Genomic DNA, 20469 nt, shown 5'->3' with positions numbered 1-20469 from the left:
CTTGATTTTCTTACCAATAAACGAGGTGTGAATGAGTCTAAAAACAAAGTTCTTAGCTGCTGCTCTGGCACTTAGTTGCTGTGTTCCTGGCTTATCTTTTGCCAAGACATATACCACTAACATTGATCAGCGTGATTCTATGCAAGACGCATTACCCAAGCTTTACTATAAAGCTATACTCGATCAAGTTTGTAGTGATATGCCAAGCCAGTGCCTAGCTGCACTTAAAAATCCTGATTCTGTCAGCATTACAATCATCAATCCGGTGAAATACAGCACCAAGGATAATCACTTAATCGCAACGGCCGACATTTCCATTGACGCGATCAAGGTTGACCTATCACTAGCGAATCAGACCTATCCATTAGATTACACGGTGACTATTGAAAACACGTTATTGAAAATTGGGAGCTACACGTTCCAGAAGCGGTATATTTCTAATCTGTAGATTAGATCAAAACTGACAAAGTTTGACTGTAAGGTCTTTTAACCATTATCAGATCTAGTCAATCTAAAAAATCACACCCTCGCCCACCTACCCTTGCTGTACCCATTCCTGTAAAAGTCTTTAGATCAATTGCTTTCGTGCGGTCTACGAGAAAATAGCTGTGTCACAAATGAGCAATGACTATTTTAAGGAATACCCGTATGACACTTGACGCATCACAACCAACCACTGAAACAACAAATACTACTGTTGTTGACGGTTCTATGGCTATGTCTGCTAAGGAAGCTGAACAGAAAAAAAATGAAGGCTCCCTTGAGTTTCACGACCCACGCGATTTAAGCCCTCTATCAATTAAGCACAGCGAAGACCAAGGGAACTATAGACGTAAACGCCCACAACCAGATCTGGATGAACTGAGTGACGATATCGTTGCTAAAGGTGGCATTCTTCAATCTATCGTCATTCGTCAAACTGCTGAGAACGGTCTGGAAGTCGTAGCCGGTTACGGTCGTTGGGAATGTGCGCTTAACCTTTGGGATAAATACGGATTCAAAGTACCTTGCCTAAACAAAGGCTACATTTCTGACCGTGAAGCGATTGAGATCGCTATCTCTGAGAACCTTAAGCGAACTGATGTAACGATTGGTGACCTAAGTGTTGCAGCAAGACGTTATCTATCGCTGTCAGATGGTGACCACGCCACGGCAGCAATGAAGCTAGGCATGGGTGAGAAAACCTACCGCGAGTATTTGCAGATATCAAACTGCGTTCCAGAACTAATTGATGCTCTCGATGACAACGAACAGCCAGTCTTAAAAGGTCACTGTTTAATCCTGTCTCAGTTCCCATTAGAAATTCAACAGAACACGCTTAAATCGATTCTTAATGACCCAAAGACGTATACAGTTCAATACTTGAAAGCCAAAGCTAAGAGCTTTGAATTTAAGCTGTGTGACGCACGTTTTGATACTGAAAAAGCCGGTTGTAATGATTGCCAGTACAACTCACAACAACAATTCACTATGCTCTTGGATGGTGAAGATGACGCTCGTTGCTCTAACGCTCACTGTTATCTCGATAAGCAAAACCAGTGGCTTAACGAAGTGAAGATTCCAGACTTAAAAGTAGAGTACGGAACAGTCCTAACAACTGAACAAAAGCCTATTTCTGATGTACGTTCGGTTACCGATGAAGCTCTTGGTTCAGATCAAGTTAAGAAATGCTCGAACTGTGAGAGTTGTGCTGTTTTGGTTGTTAGTAACATAGGTGACACGTTCGGTATGCACAAATCGAATTGTTGTATTGACCTTGACTGTTACACCGAACAACAAAAGGCATTTGCTAAATCTCAGGAACCAGATCCAGAAGTTGATGCAAAACCAGATGCACAAAAAACAAGTGTCGATGATATGGTTGGCAATTCTGATACAGGCACAACTGATCAAGCATCAACCTCTACTAAAGCTAAGAAAAAGGTAGCTAAATCCCCTGCTGCTCCTGCTCCAAAATTAAGCAAGAAGACGGAGCGTACCTATGCCAACATGATCCAGAAAATGGCAGGAGGTTTTGTATCTGCTCAGTTAAGTGAACAGTTTGCCTTAGCTGCTATGATTAAAGGTTTGTCAAACAGCTTGCGATTTGAGAATCAAATCAAAGAAGACATTCCGACACTTGCCCTCATGGAAAGCGAACAGTTAAAGGGAATGCTTCAACAGCTTTTAGGTTCTTTCATGGCTCAGGACGTTCCTCTTGATTCTGAAAGCACAGACCGTTCTGATTTTGATGCGAACAAAGTTCTTCGCACCATTATGACTAAGTCGCTTAGTGAAGACGATATTCGTGAACGAGCTATCGCAAGTTGGGTTCCAAATACCGATATCTGGAAACTGCATACCAAAGCTCAGATCAACATTATCTGTGATGACAGTGGCTTCCAAGCTGCATATGACAAAGTAAAAGGTTCGGCTGCATGGGCTAAGATGATGAGTAAGTCAGTTGGCGATATTTACAAAGCACTTGAAAGCTTTGAGTTTGATTGGTCAGACTATGCACCAGAGGCGTACATTGATATGGCGATCAACTATAAGAAGTGTTCATAAAGTCTATCTCCACGCTTAAATTGACTAAGCTCCTTCGGGAGCTTTTTTATTAAGTACAACACTGAAACGCAGAATAGGTTATGTATTTATCTTCATGATCAAGATGTTATCCCTACCCCTGTAAATGTTATCAGATCAATTGGATTAGTTTATTGATTGTTACAATGATTCTACTGGCGAGAGATAAAACCATTTCAAGCTAGTAAACTTTTGTTTCAACCCAACCGACAACTTTTAGAGAGTTCAATATGAAATTTCCTTTAGGTATTTTTACTCTGGCATGTGTATTTTGCCAATGCTTAACTAACTTTGCCCATGCGAATCAAGTTCCTTTTACACAGGAACTTAACGCTTCTATGCTGAACCGAGCGTCATTTGTTCTTGAACCTGTGACAAAAAACAATAAAACCAAATCCAATGACGGGGTTTTTGAAAGCAAGCTTGCTTATAAAATGGATGAAAGGCAGTCGCTTCATCAAGCGATCGAAACCGCAAATGCACTAAGCGATACTCTTTTAGACAATGCTTTCCCACTTGGCTATAACTCGAAAACACGAACAGCTCACACCGAAGTCAAAAACGACTCAGATGTCTATGTGGTTGTAATGACACAGATAAAAGAAAAAACGCTTGAAAGTGATGCTTTAGACGAGATTGCCAAGTCACGTTACTTAGCTCTGGTGAATAACTCGCTATCGTATCAGGAAGTATTAACAGCGAATCTTGCGAATAATTACACGTTCTAGATGCTAAAAAGGATATCAAAACCGCCATTTTGATATCCTCTTAACAACCGACAACAAGGAGAATTTTAAGCTCTTTGTTGTTTTTAGACTACCTTTACTTAGATCTTCGGTCAATCGAAAATCGCAAAATTCTTTCCTTACCCATCAGAAAAACCAGATCCACTGGTGCGAATTACTTGGTAATTCAATCGACAAAACCCACCTATCCCTCTGTTTTATAAGACTTATCCTCTATATTTACTTAATGCGAAAAATACATTTTTTTGGGGTGATTTTTTTAACCGATCAAGATAATTAATAGCGAACAAGCAAAAACCAAGCGACTAGGCTAGTTTTTAGCGATGTCGCTACAACGTAAGCCATATTGCTATCACTGGCACATATTTGGTACATCCATAGCGAAGTCGCTACTTTTTGTTGTACAAGGTGTCAGTTTAGGTTTATGATACTGAACATAAACACTGTTTATCCAAACAGTTAGCGTTACTTTTAAGCAATATTAGTTTAGGTGGCTGGGGTTTCTCGTTTTGATCACACTCACTCAGAAATCACCATCAGAGGAAATCTAATTTTTTAAGGGACAGCAACAATGCAAACTCAAGTACAAAATAATGTTGATCAGCTGGACGAAATGCTATTAACAACGAAATCTCAGCTTCCATTCAATGATGATGTTGAATCTGAGCAGTATTCCGAGCGCAAAGAGATCGTTTATACCCAGCAAGATATTTCTAACCTTACTGGCATCCCATTAACTAGAGTTAAAAAAGCAATTGAGGAAGCCGAAAAAGAGAATGGAGCTCCATATCTACGCCTTGCAAACTCTTGGTATCAACTTTCGCAGCAAGAAGCTATCGAACTTGTCAAAAAGTTTCATATCTTCCCTATGAGAGATTTACGTGAAACCTTTGGGACTTATGATGTTCCAGTAGTTTGTGTTCATAAAGGCAAAGGCGGCATCGGTAAAACGACAACGGCTATTGCGCTTGCGGTGAATAGTGCTACAGACATTGTTAAGGCTAAACGTACACTACTCATTGACGGTGACCCTCAAGGTTCTGTTCGCCACTTTATGTTGCATACAGATTTAATTTTGAAATCAGTAAACAGTGTAGGTTCTATCTTCAAAAAATATGCTCATCTATCCCGTGATGAACGTTTAAGCAATGGCATTCAAAAAGAGATTCGTGACCTACTGTTCGAAAACGTAATTTTCGAATCTAACGTAGATAATCTTTGGTTTACCCCTGCCTTAATGTCTGACACAGGTATGCTGATCACAATTTGTGAAATTCTTGGTCAAAAAGGTAATACGTTTGATGATGCAATCACTCTATACAAAGATTTGATCATCACACCACTAAAGAATGATTTTGACATTATATTCATTGATACAAGCCCAGCTTGCGATCCGATTACATACTCTTTGTACTACGCATCAAACTATCTGATCATTCCTACTACTGGAAGAACTCAAGACTTTAAGGCTTATCAAGAATACTTAAGCCTTTCAAAGTTGATTATTGAACGCTGTATGCCTAGTGACTTCAAAGGTTTCCATGCAATCCGCACCCTTGTTACTAAACATCTTAAAAACAGTGAGTATGTTGTTCGTAATGCAGGTTCTATTTTGAGTAGCCCATACACCTTTAATCAGGTTGTAGAAGAAAATAAAGTTTACGAAAAAGCTTCAAAAGAGCAATTACCTATTCAGTTACTTAATTCCAAGGCTAAAGCTCATCGTGAGGCAGTATCGGCTCTTAATCAGCTTCACGTACTGATCATGAAAATGATTGAGCCAAACATTTTCCCTGAAAAAGATAAAATGCAAGCTAGTGAGGTAGCATAACATGGATTTTTTAGATGACGCTCTCGACGCTAAAGCCGAGGCAGCTAACCAGGCTGATAGCGATGGCAAAAAAGCGCACGAAAACTCAGTCCAGTTCGAGAAGTGGTTCAAAGCGTTAAAACCTGCGATTGAACAGGTAAAGCAGCGTTCTGGAAAAGCACCTGACGGTACAGATATTGAATCATTACTTGCTAAGGAGTTCGGCTTAAAGCTCGGTGGTGTAATTTCATTCCCTTTGCGTAATGGAGATGAAAAAGAATTCGATATTGTTAAGATTTCTGGCAAAGGTAATATCGAGTCCCGTACCTTTGTTCCAAAGGTAAATGGTCGAGATCAGGACGATCTTACACCTGAATCTATGAGCGACATATATTCACTGATTGCGGAAAACGGTCAGACGTTCCCTGCTATTGGCTGGATTCCTGATCCAGAATCAGGGATTATTCATGTACTTGACGGTTCTCGTAGACGCATGTGTTGTATTTTGTCTGATCAGACATTTACTGTTTACGTTGCTAAAGGCTCACTTACCAAACCAGAAGCAAAATACATTGCTGATATTTCACGATTAACTAAAGACTTGAGCTATTACGAAGAAGGTCAAGCTCTAATTGAGATCATGGAAGATAACGGATTTGTAGAAGTAAAAGAGCTTGCAGAGCATTTAGGTGAAGGCATCACAACACTTCAGCACAAAGTTAATGCAGGCCGTTTACCTGCAACCCTGCTTCAAGCGTTCCCAAGCTACAACAGCATGAAGACAGACAACTACAAGAAGTTGCACTCTCTGACACTAAAGGTTCAAAAAACAAAGATCTCATACTCTGACATCCTAGAAGCCGCTAAGAGCGCTTTTACGGAAACCCTAACTAATGACAGCCTTACAACGTCAGAACGCTATAAACAACTCGTACAGAACGTTATAGACGCATTTGATAAACTGAATAAGACTGTCAAAAAAGAAAAGCCGCAACCTGTCTCGCTACATAATTTTGATAATAAAGACAAATCGGCAACGATTTTGTCTACTAAGACCAAGACTAATATTGTCTTGACTCGCATACCGAAATCTAAGGTCGAAAAGATTCAAGAATTCATATCTAAAACACTGGCAGAACCGGACGTTTAAGATTGAACCTCGCTTTAAATAAGAAACCTAGCCCAATGGCTAGGTTTTTTTTAAATTCGCAAAATTTCGCACCTCTCCATTTTCAATGTTTTACCTTATATATCATATAGTTAGATAACTATTTACACCTCAAATTACCACGTAATTCGCACCGTCATTACCGTCACACTCCTGTCGGATGAATAACGGACCAGAATCATGGTCACATGATCAGACGGTATATAAACCGTTTTAGAATACTATTAGTTAAACAACGTAAACATCACCCAATAGGATATAAAATGGATCAGGTAGTAGCAGACATTCGAGATTTCAAACCACTAACCCTCTCTGTGGTTTTGGGTATGTGGCTATTCCCCAAAGAACGTAATGGCGAATCTGTATTGAAGTTCCAGGCACAGGATATTGCAAACACTACTGAGCGTATCCGTTTCGATGAAAAGTGTCGTGAAATGCAACCAAAACTGAAATCTTTGCTACTTGAGTTTGAGCGGAGTTATGGTCGGCCAAGCACCACAAGACTGAACACGGCTGAAAAGGTTGCTGAACACAATGCCAGATTCAAAGATTGCTTTTCTTGTTACATTAGCGTTTCTATCAACTACAAAAAGAAAACAGCATCTATCACTTTCTAAAATATTCATGCACAGATTCTTCCGAATCAACTTACAGTCCCCACATTTAAGTGGGGCATTTCTATTCAGCTAACTGATTTTCTCCAACCTTCCCCATTTTCATAAATCGCTCATATGAATGTGCTTATAGATCAGTAAAGGTAACGAGTCATATCCCTTCCTGTAAAAGTCTCATGATCAATTGGACCTGATTGCTTCACCATAAAATGGACTCAAGTTACGAAACAAACCATTTCAACACGGAGTTCAACATCATGTTAATAGCAAACATTCTAGCAACACTCGAACAAGCATCTTTATCTAAAGCCGTCATGACGGTTCAGTGTGTTAATGGCACTCCATCATTAATCTTGTCTTTTATTGCTGACGGTGCAACGGTGACTGACTCTCAGAAAGTTATGGAGCTAAGAAAAACACTAGCTCAACCCCTTGTTGTTACTGGACAGGATCTCGAAGAACAACTAGTCGGACATTTGGGGCATTCTGCTGATGAACTGATTTCAATTACCACTGATCTGAAAAAAGAACAAGGTTCCAAAGCCAAAAATCAACCTAAGCAGAAAGCGAACACAGCATCTAGCAAAGGGGCTACGGTAACTAAATCACCAGAATCGACAGCCACTGACACAGCCACTAATCAGGAATCAATTCAGACCGACCAAACACCTGCTGCTGTAGATGAACCTGCGCAAAATGCTGCACAACAGGTTTCTCAAATCTCAATGTCTGATTTTTCGCTTTAATCACCGTTTAAATACAGGAGCATTCTCCAATGGCAATTTCAACTCTTCCTCGTAAATTTATGATCGGGACTCTGGTTCTTGACGACCCAAGCCAAAGTCTCACCCAACCTTTGGATATTAATGAGGTGCATAGAATTCACGCTCAACAGTATCCGCAAGTTCGACACACCCATATCTGGAATGAAGATGGTGAAATCACCGACCATGATGGTGAACAAGTCATTATGTTTAAGTACAACCTACCGCCTGTTTCGGTAAACGGATAATTTAAATCTTTAGGGGTCAGTATGAGCGATAATTTATCAAACGTTACTGCATTGCTTGCACAAATTGGGGAGCATCATGCTACCCCTAAATTCAAACGTACAATGGCTGAGAACAAAGACAAAGAGATTAAGCGTTTAATAGGCGACAATTTTCCTGTTCCAATGAACACTCAGAACACAGCCAATAAACTTGGATCTATCAGATTGAAGCGGTTTAAGGCAACAAGCGAGTTTATCCCCCCATTTATTTGAGATTAGAATTCATGCTACCGACTCAAAACATACACAGCTTAAATTGCTTTGCGACTTATGATAGCCGCATGGATAATTTGAATAAAAATGTTTTCAACAACCCATACAGTTATGACTCAATTTCAAAAGCTTTTGACGTGTATTATGACCTAAGTAACAACGCGAACTTGAAGCATCTGAATGAGTTGATTGAGCTTGCTGTTAATGGTGTCGGACATCATAGCCAAATCATATTAAATGGTCTTATTAACGAGATTTCTGATCCAATCAGGTATGTTCGTTGGGCGAATTTGTTGGTGATTGATGTTTCTAAGTATCTGGTTAAATGGTATCAGTCCCAACTAAAACAATTCAGCACAGTAAATACTCGCTATAGTGTGTTTGATACTGCAATCGATCTAACTTTGGATAATGCATCACATTCGATTCCTGATACCGAGTTTGAGCTATACAGCTACCGTACCGTTCGTTTTAATTCACCAGAGAAAATGTTCATTGAGATCAAGGTAAACAAACTGCGTGATACCTTTAAAAATGCTTTGCAGCAATTGGCATATCTTCTTGGCAACTTAAATATCGGCTTTACGAATCTCATGGCTGACCCAATCACAGATGAATGTTTGTATCAATTGACACCAAGCATTCATGCAGAAACCATTAGCCTCGAAGATGCAGAGAGAATACTTGGGATACTTGTACCTAACGGTATCGGGAATGGCTTCGACATTGAGGATATGTATCAGGAAGATTGGCAAGAAGTCTATCTTGAATTGTTTGATAGCAATGATCAGCTTAATCGGTCAGATAATGATATAGACTTTCTAGAGTTAAGTGATCATGAATTCAGGACAAGTGTAGAACAGGTTCTGGCTAAGATTTCATTCAATAAGAATGTAAACCAAGCTTGTGAACTAAAGAATGAATTGGATGATTCATGCGAACAAACCATTCACCGAATCATAGAAGTTTGTTCCAATGAAAAAGACCTTAATGACATCGAGTTCTCGGTACTTACTGTATTGAAGAAATTGGATATGAACATTGACGATATTCAGTTCGTATTTGAAACTACTATTAACGAAGCTCACCAAGCAACTGCTAACGTTCTGTATTTCACGAACCATGAATCTTATGATGCTTCTTGTGAACTGGCTAATACCTGTCACAGAGAATCACACCTATCTAACTTAGACAGATACACAACTCTTATTAACGCCAGCGAAGTTAAAGACTTTATCAAAACACTTGCGTTTATTCATGCCTTTTGGACTGACATTAACGTGCTTACCAGTTCTTGTCACGAAAGCTACTAAACTATCTCCTTTCACAATCAGGTCATCGTAGTTAACGCTCGGTGACCTTTTTTAATATCTGGTATTCGTAACTGTCATCTGATCACTTGCTTAAGGTAGGCAGAGCTTAAAATAGGAATATAGATATTAGGAACCAGTCATTTGAGGTTAGTTATTATGGATTTCGCCACACCAACAGCAAAATGCAATTCATCAGAACGTTCAGCAAAAGCCAAGAAACTCGAATTTAAATTTGGACTTGTTGTTACTAATGTTGGCATTACGCGCCATGACATTAATAAAGATGGAATGTTGATGGATGGAGTTTGGCTTGATGAAGAATCTACTATTGTAACCCTTGAAAACATTCTGAACAAAGCACAGACCTCTTTAACTAACGAAAAGGAAAAGGACGGGATACAGATCACTCCTGCGAATGTTCTGTACGAAGACAGTTCCATGCTTGTTTGGTACATAGACCAAAGGATTTGTCATCAATGGTACTTATCTGGTCAAAAGATGCTGATGAACGTTCCTCACCCTCGTATTTTATTTATTGCAGCGAAAGACAAGCGTTACATGGGGCTAGTTGCCATCCCTAAAGGCACTGACCGCCCTACTGCTGAAACCCCTGTGTATCACTGTCCAGTAGCCAATGTTTATATTGACTGCCATATGTGCATAGGGTCAGCTCCGTACCCAACAGAGGTTAGCTATAAAACTATGGCTGATGTTGAAGACGTAATTTTCAAATCTCAATATTCCGGTTTTAAATTTGACTCTATGAAGTCTGGTGACAATTTTGAAAATTTTGAAAAACTTCAAAATAAACCGGAGTTTCCTGACGAACTATTGAAATCGGCTCCCGATGTTGCAACGAATGTAGGCGAATACATTCAAGTTATTAAAGACCGTCTTGCACGTTAATACAGGAAATATCCAGATGAATTCAGTACCAACCCAATCGCTTGCTCAAATGTCTGTCTACAGTCAGCTACTGCAAACTGGCTTTTTAGATTGGCAGGACTTGGCTGAGAAAAATGTAGGCTTTGACTTTTCATTGGTTTCTTCTTCTGTAAAAAAGCAGGTCGAGTTCTTGATGGAGTTAGTATCAATGGGAGCTTGCACACACCCTATTCTTCTGGACTTATTCTTAGATCATGACTTCACCGATCCACTAAAGACTAAGCGAATTCTTGATTGTACTGTTCGGTCAGTTAGTCGGTATTGCTCTCAGTTATTCGACAATACAAAGCGTTCTGTGATGCTACCGGAGTATGCAGACCATGTTCCCATCTTCCCAATCGCAATGGATTTAAGAGTTGGGGAGTGTGAGTTCACACACGATATCAAAGAATCTTTTTACGGTGCTCGATTCGACTCTCAGGCAATAAACTGGATCAACATTGATACGACATATTTGTCTGAACCTTTTGTTGTTTGGCTTAACAGATTTCTTGAAACATTGGAATTCAAACGTGATTCATTTGAATTTGGCACCTCCACTTTGCAGCGTAACAGTGAAATGGCATATGGTGAATTATGTCCTCGCAAGGGTGATTTGTACCCCGAACGCTTGGGAGAGATTTACCAGTATCTGATTGGTATCGAGGAATCAAACTATGATCTTGAAGTCGCTTTCAAGTTACTGGTTAAAGCTACTAACCTAAAGAATGCCAAAAAACGCAAAAAGGACGAATATAAAACTGAAATCCTCAGTAATGACAACTATTGTGGATATTTGGAAGACTACGACCAGTTAAAACGATTTGTATCCTCAATGTATATTCCTGAATTACTTGAGTGCAAAGAAACGTCTTACAAAAACAAGGCGTTCTGGCAATCATTAAGTGAATTGAGCCTATTCGACTCTCTTACCAATTTGTTCAATTCGGTACCAACCCCAAGTAATGAATTGGAAGAAAAACTACAGGCATATCTGCTTGGTATCAAACCATCAATCCGTTTGATCAGGGATGAATATGTTTGTCATTATGACGAAAACTGTTTAGGGCATGAGTTCTTTGTTTCACTCGTATCAGACAAAACAAAAGAATACATAAATGAAGTTGTCGATGAAGAAGCTCAATCAAACATGCAAGAGGGCGTAAGTTCATGGGGCTATATTGACAAGACAAAGGACGTTCTTCCTTTCATAAAATATCGAGCTTGGTTAGATGGTGTATTGGAGACTCTAATGAAAATTACAGAGCCACAGACACAATAGAAATTGGAGCTGATTAGGCTATTCACTTCCTGTTCTTTGCTTCGATCAATTGCTTCTTCGGGGTTCTTGCGACAATACGTCAACAGACAATTTATTAATAACGGTAAAGTTATGACAGCAACCAGCACTCTCACACAGATTAATACGACTCAAGCTCTACTTGGTATATCCAAACCTGTAGAGGTTATCCTTGTAGGAGCAGGAGGAACCGGTAGCGCAGTGTTGTCGATGTTATTTCAACTACACACCACCTTGGTGAAGCTTGGTGGAAATGGACTGAATATTACTGTTTATGACCCTAAGCGAGTTACGGAGCCAAACGTGGGTAGACAGGCGTTCTGGTCGAACCTTGATGTTGGGCATTACAAAGCAAGTTTACTCGTAAACCGCTTTAATCAATTCGGTGAAGTTAATTGGAAAGCTGTTTGTGGTAAGTACGATAGTAATGCTAAAGCTTGTGACTTACTGATCACTACTGTTGATTCAGCATCAGCGCGAGTAGAAATTGGAAAGACTCTAAAAAAGGTAGGAAGAAAAGATAACTACTGGATGGATCTGGGAAATTCTAAAGAGTCGGGGCAATGCGTTATCGGGTCACAACTTGATGGTGATGGCATTAATACACTTCCATCGCCTTACCAATTATTCGGAAATCAATGGGCTACGATTGATGAAAGTAAGATTTCCACACCTAGCTGTAGTACACAAGAAGCCATTTCAAAACAGAGCTTTGGCGTTAACCAGACCTTGGCAACCTTATCTATCTCTATGATTCTATATCCATTGATGCGTACTGGCTCTTTGGAGAACTTCGGGTTTATGTTCAACTTAAAAACAATGGAGACATTCCCGTTCAAGGTAGACAAAAACGTGTGGGCTATGTACGGCTTTTCGCCCGAAGTTGAAGCAGCGTAAGTTATACTAAACATAGTCGGCTCTTGAAGTCGGCTTTTTTTTATTTATAGCCGTTCCGTGTACGGTCCTATGATCAATTGGAATACAATCTTCAAAGTTAGAATGGTCACACATGCAGTTAAATTCATCAATGACAATAGGAGGGCAGTATGTACACAAGAAACATTAAACAACCTATGCACCATACTTTTCTCGAAAGTGTTGGGCTAATTAACCAAAACTGGAGTTTAACTTTGATTAAACAAAAAAATAATTAGTTCTCTACGCTAGGGCTTCTTTTCATAGCTGCGTAGTAGAACGCAGTCTTATGTAGGAGGTTCCTATGTTGTCTTTATTAGACTCATTGGTGTCTTTGCTTTCAACTACCGACTCGGTATTAACCGTTGTTAGTGTTGCATTGCTTTTGCGAGTTCGTGTATCAGTTTCTGTTTCGCGAACTACCCGTTCTGATACTCGCGTATCTGTCACTTTACGCTTGTAACGCAGTGGGCAATTTCGAGATATAATTGCCCACTGCTTGTTCCATATCTTATATCCATTCTTTCCACACAGACTAATCACCACGCCAATATTTTCTATCTGCATTCTTACCCACAGCTTATTCACGAAAATACTGGATAAGTAAAAAATTTGTAACATGATCAATCAATTGAGATATTAATATTCACCATTCCTTGCACAATCTCATGATCAATTATTTAGATATGGTCAATGGGATAATAGCCACAAGGACTATGAACTAGGACATATTGGCGGTAACAACATGCAACAGACTCAAATCAACTTAGACAATTCGGTTAATCAGTTATTCCTATACTCTAATAAGGGAAAACCATTAAGCGACAATGCAGTTAAAAAGCGCGTCACTGGTTGGTTTAATCTACTGTGTGAGCTTACTGACCAGGAGTGGCTTGATGATGTAGCAGAAGATTGGGAGCAGAAGCTCGAATCTCACGGCCTTTACAGCCCAGAGATCAGTTTTGAAGGGCTAGATTGCAAACCAGAGGGTAGTGCATCTATTCGATCCGCGAGCATTTGTTTAGCTACATGGATTCAATCTGCCGGTCTTGAAGCCCAATATTCTCACGAACTCGCTCTGGCACAAAAGGGGACTCTTAAGGCTAAAATTGCGGTCCTAAACCACCAGTCGTTTGATGAACACTCAACTACAGTGCAAATCCTGAATGAATCAGAGCAAAGTATTCTTAATTCAACATTTGAATTGGAAATTGAGTTAAAGAAATTGCTACGCAGTTTTAACCGCGACATTTTCAAAGATTTGAAAAGCAAATTTGAATTGGTTACATCAACTGACTTTATGGAAAGCTTTATTAATGACAATGGCTTAACTAAAGCCGAGTTGGAAAGCTACATCAATTAGAGGGACAGATGATGATTACAAATACTCTAAATTCAGCAAGGCCAGCGTCTACCCTGGCAGAACACTTTATGTTGAAAAATGCGAACGTTATTGATGAAACAGAAGCCAGTGAGGTCCTTGATCAAGTCGAGAGTCTTCCTTATGGCCGCGGAAATGTAAATGAAAGACTTGAAATTGGAGTAGGGGATAGACAGCCATTCTACAATGTAGTCAAGTTCCGTGATGAAAGCATTCTTACAGCAATTCCAGACAATGCGGGAATCAATCATCTCGTTGCGCTTAAAGAAACAAAGCACATGATCAATGCGCGCTACTTTCGTGATGAATTTATGCGTCAGTGCATGACAAATAAGCCATTTATTTGTGAGTCCGAGGTTCCAACAATGTCTGAAACCGAACGAGAAGACGCAGTAGAGGCTGTGTTAGATCGAGCTGAGAAAGCTCTTGGTAGTGACAGTGATCTTTATCGTTTACTAAATCTGGCTTTGGTACAATGTATGGAGTCTGAGCATCAAGCTCAATTTGCAACTCAGGCCAAAGCTCTAGGACTTATCTAGACCGCATACTGGCATGATACTAGAAAAATGTGACTTAACCCTAATTTTCTTTAAATTATAGCCCCATCACAAAATTAACCGTAAATTACTTTAAATTTACGGTTAGCCCCAACTCATCAACCGTAAATTTCATTAAATTTTCCGTTAGGCACAGCTAATCAACCGTAAATTTGATTAAATTTACAGTTGAAATCAGGTTGAAGCAAAATTCTCAATGAGATTTACGCGTCATGATCACTTTTTAACCTAGAACACCATAAGCACTCTGACTTTGAATGCTGTATACAACTGCCACTCTCGGGGTGCTTTACGCAATAAACCAACCGTAAATTTTATTGAATTTATGGTTAACTAGAAACGCCAACCGTAAATTCCATTGAATTTATGGTTGGAACGTAGCGATTAACCGTAAATTTTGCTAAATTAACGGTTGAGCACAGTTAAGCGACCCTAAATTTTTTGAAATTTACGGTTAACACATTACGTGTAGTGCTATTCTTCTGGTAAGAAGGCACCAAGTAGAGTGAAACGCACTCATGCTCAGGTTCATGCAGCTAGATAGCTAAAGTGTTCTGGTCTTGATTGTTGTTTGTTCACCGACGCACAAACGAATACTTGCTATCCGGTATTTTTGCGTAGGGTCTCAGCTAAGTTTTAGGCTGAGTGATAAGAGGTCGCTAAAGTAACATAGGTTTTTTTGAGGATCAATAATGGATCAATATCCAGTATCAGACATTGGCGAGTGGATGCTCGTAGACACAGAAGATGAAATGAGCATCGATATCAGTGTTTCTAGTAAATGCTTACCGATCAAGGTTGTTAGTACACTTTTTGACGCATTGTTTCTTGACGGGAATGTGAATAAGAAAATCGCTCAAGATCTAACTAATCAGGACAGAGTGACTGATGTCATTACTGGCGGTGCAATTTACGGTACAGAAATTCAGAAGCCGTGGTTCAACTCAAACCGCCCTTTTGCTTCCATCGCTGCAGATGTTTATGGCTCAATAGTCGATACCAGTGATCGTCATGTCCTTGATAGCATTATTGCGATTGGTAAAATGCTGCCACAAGAATTGGTGCGGAACCAAACTCTTGGAAACGTCATTGAGTATTACGTTACATTGGAAAACAAGCGTAACCCAGGCTCCTTCAATTTCGACCACTCCTTCTCATGCTCAGAGACCAAGGCGAAGTTCAACGAGTACGTGTTTAGCAACAACTACTTTTACTACTGTGTTGACATCGACAAGTTGTTCCCACTTATACCGATAGCTAATAACAATCCAAACCGATCCACATTCAGAAAAAGATTAAACCGCCTAGGTTTAACTGAGTTTCGTTTGAAGTTTTTGAATGAAGATGGAGAGGACGTATATCCTGGTACAGAGCCAAAATTTAAGCTTCTAGAAAACTTTTACTATCCTTTCACCAATTTAGCTGGCCGTGAAAGACAGAGAAATCAGTTAAAAAGTGATTTCTATACTCATTTAATTGTAGGTGTCGGGGCAGGGTACATAAAATCGTTACGTATGGACTCAACAGTTAACCGCAAGAAGTTTATTAGTACTTTTGCAGGACTAACCAACAAAGGTAACTTGCTCGACTTTGTAAAATGGCTACACAGTAACAAAACCTCATTCATTGTGAAGAAATCCATTAAATCTTTCATAAGAGAGTACTATCAAACAAAGGCTTATCAAGGAACTGAGTATATTACCAGTAAAGTAAATAGCACTTTACGCGAGTTCGCATCACCTGGCTCTAGGGAGATCATTGAGGATTGTTTAAATTGCCGAATCAAGCTTATTTACAATGATCGTGGTAATAAGATCACTGATGTGAGTTTAGAGCCTAGAGAAAATATTGGGGTTTTGAATGACTAGTCCATATGTTGTCCCTTTTTCATTTGCAAAGGCAAAAGAGAACACTCGAGAGAAAGTAATTGAAGAAATCTTTGTAGGCTTGGGTAAAGGTGAATTCGGATTTTTACTCGGCCCACCTAACTTGGGCAAGTCAAACTTAAGCCTTTCATTATGTTATGAAGCTGTTACTGCGACAAGAATTATTGGTTTAATACCTGATCATGCGAAGCCTAAGAAAGTTTTGTACGTTCCTTATGAGGATAAATTAGCCAATACGAATACTCGAATTACTTCGCACAGTTCTGTTTTATCAGAAACGCAGTGTCAGCTTATTGAAGAAAACTTCGCTTATTACAATAATTTCTCTCCCTTATTGGGTGTTTTTGGAAATCAACCTAAAGCAGAAGATCTGTACCAACCAGTAAAGGACTTGATCGAAGCAGCTAAGGATTTTGATTTGGTAGTTCTCGATACAGCACGAGGTCTTTTAGGTTCATGGGATGAAGTTAAGGGAGATTCCTTGTTCCGTCAAACAATGAACGATATTGCTTCAAAGGGCGATGTGGCTATCCTGATAAATCACCACTTAACAAAAGTTCAATCTGGGAATCTTGATGAGGTCAACTCTACTGGCGGTTCGGGATTATCTACATCCCAATCCGAATCAAAGTTCCATATTTTTTTATATACGGACAAGCCCAAAGCTCATGAGAAAACAGGGCAACTTCGCTTAAAACACACAAAATACAATTATATCAAACCAGATAAGGCATTTACATCAGCTAACCCAATTACGATCAGCAAACATGATAACTTACTAATCAATGCAAATGTCTTTGAAAAAGAAGATACGATCATAGAACCATCAACTGCTCAGAAAACTATGCTTCGTGATCGTTTCGTAAGCAGGATGCAAGATGAAGTAGGTGATGTAGAGGTCGATGAAGAAGTAATGAACAACGTTCTTACAGAGGCATCAAAAAAGCCAACAGTTGTTGACTCTGATATCTTTGATGTTGTCTTTATGGGTGAGGAAAAGCGGTAGTAGGCGGCAAATTCCAACCGTAAATTTTGCAAAATTTACGGTTGATTTAAAGAAATTTTCTCTTAACCAACCCAAAATCTCTTTAAATTTTCGGTTGATTCAATGCTTTTTACGGTTAATTTGAACTCATTTACGGTTAACAACCGAAAATAGGGTTAAATTTACGGTTAAAATCCCCTTCTCTATAGATCTTATTTATACGTAAGTATAAATAAGATCAGATCTATAATAATTACCCTTCACTGCGTCTACGCAGCTCGTGTGAATCAGTAAAAAAAAATCATGTCTATAGGACATAATTTTTTCTTACTGATTTTATTTTTCTGATCAACCTTTAGATTTTGATCCACTCAATGATCTTCGATCTTGCTGTAAGATCGAGAGTGGTTTTGTAGGTTTTTATCGAATGTGATTTCATAGTACCTAATATGTTTAATTGGTCGTTATAAATTGTAATAAGATCAATTAGAAAAAGGTTGTGTTTTGGATAATTGACTCAGTAAGTCAACTTGTTGGGTTAAGTTATGAAAATCACATTTAACGATGCTAGCGTATTAGGGTTCTTTCTATCACACCCTTGTTCTGTGACGGAAAGGAAAGCAATGACAGGTAAAGAGTTTACTCGATGTATTCTGTTTGGTGTTAAGAAACATGGTGTTGCTGTGCTAGGTTGCAATCATGATTCAAGTTTTGAACGTATAATTCCTAATAATTTTTTTGATGCTAATACTGTACAAGAGGGTTGTGTCGCTGTTTTAGCGGATAAGTTAATGTCATTTATTAAAACATACGGCAAGCAACCAGTTACGTTTGAATTAGTTGATAATCTGCTTCATGTTAAGTCAGGTCGCTCAAGAGTCAGAATAGAGACTTATCCGGCAGAGGGTTACCCCCAACCGACATTGAACCTTGTAGAGTCGAAGAATTTCTCGTTAAACCTTGATGTATTGCAAGAGGGGTTGAAACTCGTTAGAAATTGTATGCCTACTAATCACTCTATGGCTTGTCTCAACGGGATTCGAGTTCAATTCAATTGTGGAAAGCTATCATTTATTGCTACGGATTGTCATAGATTGAGCGTTTATCAACGTGTTGTTGATGTTTCTTCTGACCCTGAATTAGCCAACTTGAAGTTTGGGTTTACTATTCCAGTTCTTGCAGTTAATAAACTAGTTTCTCTTACCTCAGAGTCAAAAGAGGGGACTATTTCTGTCTCTAGTTCTGCTTTCTCTTATCGAGTTTCATCGCTTGTTTTTCAGTCTAAGTTAATCGATGATTCTCGTTATCCAGAAATTGAAAAGATGATTCCGAAAGAACATGCAGGTCACTTTTGCTTTGAAAAGAGGGAGCTAACAAATCTACTTGAAAGAATGCGTATTGCAGTAGGCTCAACAAATCAGTCGTCTGGTAAAGTTCCAAGAGCTGAATTCACATTTAACAACTCAGGCCTAGTTAATGTTATTGGTGGACAATCTAACCACCCTGATGCAGAAGATGAAATCGTTCCAGTTGAGTTTGTTTACTCTAGCCCAGAGGAAGTTTCATCTGCGATGAACTATTTCCTACTAATGAATTCGATCTCAGGTATCCAAGATGACAAAGTTCGTATTACGATAGCTCCTATCCAGAACCAAGGGGTAATAGCAAATTACTTTATAATTCAACCATTCGCGCAAAAGCCTTACGTTCATTTTTTCATGAATTTACCTGTACGTTAGAGCAAGCATCACAATATGCACTGAACCGGAGTTACTCTCCGGTTTTATTATATGTGCGTTCATACCCATTAATCTCATGCAGGAGAGCCTGTAAGACGTTTTCCTGCCATTTGATGGCTCCCACTATAACCAGGTCGTAAAAACCTCTCAGAATGCTTCTGAGGCGTTGGGTGTAAGCTTTTCAATTGGTATTGATTGTGTTTCATGAGCAACTTTTCCATCAAGGATACGAACTTTCAGTTGTATTCGATTGTCTGAAAGCGTTTTGTCAGATTTAAGTTTGAGTATTCGCACCGATTTTCTAATCATGTTTTCATTTATTATTCAATTAGATAGGTTGCATTTGAGAAATCAAATTACTTGGTAATTCGCACCGTCACACATTGTTTAACGCAATAAAAACGGGCTATTCCAAAGATGTTTTACCCTTAGATATAGCCCGATTAGTGATTAGGTTTAGTCTTATAGCTGTTTAAACGTTTAGTTCCTCAATGCTTTTAATGTTTGAGGAATTGTCAAAGAATGTAACAGTGAAATTGATTTTATCGGAGGACTCCATTTCTTCATCATCGGTTTCCAGATATACAGGAATTGTCCAGACATTATCGTTAGACTCCCAGTTTCCGAGGTCTTTTACAACAAGCGGCTCAAAGTCGTAATGATCAAGTTCATGCTGCGCTACTAGTCGCTGAGAGTCGTTAAGTTCTTCACTGTAGCAATCTCCAACATCAAGGCTTAAGCCGTTATACTTTTGCTCTGTAATTTGTATTGGCTCCCAGAACAAGTGGTCATCGTTTAGTTCTGGGATCACAGAAAGTTTGGAATAACCATCACTAACTACATGAAGAATGTTTTCATCTGAGTTTATCCCAAGCGAAATTGCAGGATATCCGTCACGAATCTCAATAACGCCACTCATACCAAGAGGTGTAACCCCACTTAAATTTGGGTTAAGTAAGCAGGAATTAGTAATCATAAATTCCAATTGGCAAGTATCTGGACGCTGCTTTAACTCGATACTGTATTGTTTGCGCTGCTCTGGTTTTAGAGCGTTAATAGTTTTGTCTTCGCCTAAACGCCAGTCCTTTATTTGGCTTGAAAGTAAGGTGATACGATCATCGTTATTTTTATTTACCAACGACAAATGGTGTTCCAGTTTCTGCCGTAAGTTGCTGTGATCAGCTTGTTTTATTCCTGTTATTGGCTTATCACCTATTGCTGCTAATAGGGTTTTTGTTTCAATTGGGGATAACTGTAAATTTGTCATAGTGAATTCCTTAAAAGGGAAGTAAAAAGCCTATT

The 20469-nt window shown here is 39.1% G+C and carries 20 protein-coding genes; 19 read left to right on the top strand and 1 reads right to left on the bottom strand.

The window, feature by feature from the left end:
• Nucleotides 1-31: 31 nt before the first annotated feature.
• The 19 genes from H735_RS10460 to H735_RS10370 all read left to right on the top strand — a co-directional run bounded on the left by H735_RS10460 (nt 32) and on the right by H735_RS10370 (nt 19167).
• Nucleotides 32-448, top strand: a complete 417-nt coding sequence (locus H735_RS10460; protein WP_020194601.1) for a hypothetical protein — start codon at nt 32-34, stop codon at nt 446-448.
• Nucleotides 449-648: 200 nt separating this feature from the next.
• Complete coding sequence (locus tag H735_RS10455; protein WP_020194600.1) at nt 649-2547, top strand: ParB/RepB/Spo0J family partition protein; 1899 nt, start codon at nt 649-651, stop codon at nt 2545-2547.
• Between the two features lie 248 nt (nt 2548-2795).
• A complete protein-coding gene (locus H735_RS10450; protein WP_152447584.1) occupies nt 2796-3293 on the top strand; it encodes a hypothetical protein in 498 nt (165 codons plus the stop codon).
• Between the two features lie 589 nt (nt 3294-3882).
• A complete protein-coding gene (locus tag H735_RS10445) occupies nt 3883-5142 on the top strand; it encodes a ParA family protein (RefSeq protein WP_020194598.1) in 1260 nt (419 codons plus the stop codon).
• 1 nt (nt 5143) lies between these two features.
• Nucleotides 5144-6271, top strand: a complete 1128-nt coding sequence (locus H735_RS10440) for a hypothetical protein (protein ID WP_020194597.1) — start codon at nt 5144-5146, stop codon at nt 6269-6271.
• Nucleotides 6272-6552: 281 nt separating this feature from the next.
• Nucleotides 6553-6906, top strand: a complete 354-nt coding sequence (locus H735_RS10435) for a hypothetical protein (RefSeq protein ID WP_020194596.1) — start codon at nt 6553-6555, stop codon at nt 6904-6906.
• Nucleotides 6907-7160: 254 nt separating this feature from the next.
• Entirely contained in the window at nt 7161-7649 is a 489-nt protein-coding gene (locus H735_RS10430; protein ID WP_152447583.1) for a hypothetical protein, read from the top strand.
• Between the two features lie 29 nt (nt 7650-7678).
• Nucleotides 7679-7915 (top strand): hypothetical protein, encoded by a 237-nt coding sequence (locus tag H735_RS10425; protein ID WP_020194594.1) that lies wholly within the window; start codon nt 7679-7681, stop codon nt 7913-7915.
• Between the two features lie 21 nt (nt 7916-7936).
• Nucleotides 7937-8167: a hypothetical protein gene (locus H735_RS10420; protein ID WP_020194593.1), complete on the top strand. Its 231-nt coding sequence runs from the start codon at nt 7937-7939 to the stop codon at nt 8165-8167.
• A 68-nt stretch (nt 8168-8235) separates the two neighbouring features.
• Nucleotides 8236-9480: a hypothetical protein gene (locus H735_RS10415; protein WP_020194592.1), complete on the top strand. Its 1245-nt coding sequence runs from the start codon at nt 8236-8238 to the stop codon at nt 9478-9480.
• Between the two features lie 156 nt (nt 9481-9636).
• On the top strand, nt 9637-10386 hold the full coding sequence (locus H735_RS10410; protein ID WP_020194591.1) for a hypothetical protein: 750 nt from the start codon (nt 9637-9639) through the stop codon (nt 10384-10386).
• Nucleotides 10387-10402: 16 nt separating this feature from the next.
• A complete protein-coding gene (locus tag H735_RS10405; RefSeq protein WP_020194590.1) occupies nt 10403-11686 on the top strand; it encodes a hypothetical protein in 1284 nt (427 codons plus the stop codon).
• Nucleotides 11687-11797: 111 nt separating this feature from the next.
• Nucleotides 11798-12601 carry a PRTRC system ThiF family protein gene (locus H735_RS10400; RefSeq protein WP_020194589.1) on the top strand — a complete coding sequence of 268 codons (804 nt, stop codon included), beginning with the start codon at nt 11798-11800 and terminating at the stop codon, nt 12599-12601.
• A 322-nt stretch (nt 12602-12923) separates the two neighbouring features.
• Nucleotides 12924-13082, top strand: a complete 159-nt coding sequence (locus H735_RS30845) for a hypothetical protein (protein WP_155399395.1) — start codon at nt 12924-12926, stop codon at nt 13080-13082.
• 282 nt (nt 13083-13364) lie between these two features.
• Complete coding sequence (locus H735_RS10390) at nt 13365-13982, top strand: hypothetical protein (RefSeq protein WP_020194586.1); 618 nt, start codon at nt 13365-13367, stop codon at nt 13980-13982.
• A gap of 8 nt (nt 13983-13990) precedes the next feature.
• Nucleotides 13991-14539 (top strand): hypothetical protein, encoded by a 549-nt coding sequence (locus H735_RS10385; protein WP_020194585.1) that lies wholly within the window; start codon nt 13991-13993, stop codon nt 14537-14539.
• A gap of 710 nt (nt 14540-15249) precedes the next feature.
• The gene (locus tag H735_RS10380) at nt 15250-16425 is read left to right on the top strand and encodes a hypothetical protein (protein WP_020194584.1); all 1176 of its coding nucleotides are present in this window, start codon (nt 15250-15252) and stop codon (nt 16423-16425) included.
• The gene (locus H735_RS10375) at nt 16418-17449 is read left to right on the top strand and encodes an AAA family ATPase (RefSeq protein WP_020194583.1); all 1032 of its coding nucleotides are present in this window, start codon (nt 16418-16420) and stop codon (nt 17447-17449) included. Before H735_RS10380 ends, H735_RS10375 begins: the two co-directional genes overlap by 8 nt.
• A 602-nt stretch (nt 17450-18051) precedes the next feature.
• Nucleotides 18052-19167 (top strand): DNA polymerase III subunit beta, encoded by a 1116-nt coding sequence (locus H735_RS10370; RefSeq protein WP_020194582.1) that lies wholly within the window; start codon nt 18052-18054, stop codon nt 19165-19167.
• Nucleotides 19168-19639: 472 nt separating this feature from the next.
• On the opposite strand, the gene H735_RS10365 is transcribed toward H735_RS10370, so the two are convergent.
• Nucleotides 19640-20434 (bottom strand): hypothetical protein, encoded by a 795-nt coding sequence (locus H735_RS10365; protein ID WP_020194580.1) that lies wholly within the window; start codon nt 20432-20434, stop codon nt 19640-19642.
• Nucleotides 20435-20469: the final 35 nt, after the last annotated feature.

This window comes from Vibrio owensii CAIM 1854 = LMG 25443, from assembly GCF_000817815.1.
Classification (GTDB): domain Bacteria; phylum Pseudomonadota; class Gammaproteobacteria; order Enterobacterales; family Vibrionaceae; genus Vibrio; species Vibrio owensii.
This window is presented reverse-complemented; position numbering and strand designations above follow the sequence as displayed.

Coding starts and splice junctions, on each gene's coding strand:
- H735_RS10460 (WP_020194601.1), top strand. CDS start 32: ATGAGTCTAAAAACAAAGTTCTTAGCTGCTGCTCTGGCACTTAGTTGC.
- H735_RS10455 (WP_020194600.1), top strand. CDS start 649: ATGACACTTGACGCATCACAACCAACCACTGAAACAACAAATACTACT.
- H735_RS10450 (WP_152447584.1), top strand. CDS start 2,796: ATGAAATTTCCTTTAGGTATTTTTACTCTGGCATGTGTATTTTGCCAA.
- H735_RS10445 (WP_020194598.1), top strand. CDS start 3,883: ATGCAAACTCAAGTACAAAATAATGTTGATCAGCTGGACGAAATGCTA.
- H735_RS10440 (WP_020194597.1), top strand. CDS start 5,144: ATGGATTTTTTAGATGACGCTCTCGACGCTAAAGCCGAGGCAGCTAAC.
- H735_RS10435 (WP_020194596.1), top strand. CDS start 6,553: ATGGATCAGGTAGTAGCAGACATTCGAGATTTCAAACCACTAACCCTC.
- H735_RS10430 (WP_152447583.1), top strand. CDS start 7,161: ATGTTAATAGCAAACATTCTAGCAACACTCGAACAAGCATCTTTATCT.
- H735_RS10425 (WP_020194594.1), top strand. CDS start 7,679: ATGGCAATTTCAACTCTTCCTCGTAAATTTATGATCGGGACTCTGGTT.
- H735_RS10420 (WP_020194593.1), top strand. CDS start 7,937: ATGAGCGATAATTTATCAAACGTTACTGCATTGCTTGCACAAATTGGG.
- H735_RS10415 (WP_020194592.1), top strand. CDS start 8,236: ATGGATAATTTGAATAAAAATGTTTTCAACAACCCATACAGTTATGAC.
- H735_RS10410 (WP_020194591.1), top strand. CDS start 9,637: ATGGATTTCGCCACACCAACAGCAAAATGCAATTCATCAGAACGTTCA.
- H735_RS10405 (WP_020194590.1), top strand. CDS start 10,403: ATGAATTCAGTACCAACCCAATCGCTTGCTCAAATGTCTGTCTACAGT.
- H735_RS10400 (WP_020194589.1), top strand. CDS start 11,798: ATGACAGCAACCAGCACTCTCACACAGATTAATACGACTCAAGCTCTA.
- H735_RS30845 (WP_155399395.1), top strand. CDS start 12,924: ATGTTGTCTTTATTAGACTCATTGGTGTCTTTGCTTTCAACTACCGAC.
- H735_RS10390 (WP_020194586.1), top strand. CDS start 13,365: ATGCAACAGACTCAAATCAACTTAGACAATTCGGTTAATCAGTTATTC.
- H735_RS10385 (WP_020194585.1), top strand. CDS start 13,991: ATGATGATTACAAATACTCTAAATTCAGCAAGGCCAGCGTCTACCCTG.
- H735_RS10380 (WP_020194584.1), top strand. CDS start 15,250: ATGGATCAATATCCAGTATCAGACATTGGCGAGTGGATGCTCGTAGAC.
- H735_RS10375 (WP_020194583.1), top strand. CDS start 16,418: ATGACTAGTCCATATGTTGTCCCTTTTTCATTTGCAAAGGCAAAAGAG.
- H735_RS10370 (WP_020194582.1), top strand. CDS start 18,052: ATGACAGGTAAAGAGTTTACTCGATGTATTCTGTTTGGTGTTAAGAAA.
- H735_RS10365 (WP_020194580.1), bottom strand. CDS start 20,434: ATGACAAATTTACAGTTATCCCCAATTGAAACAAAAACCCTATTAGCA.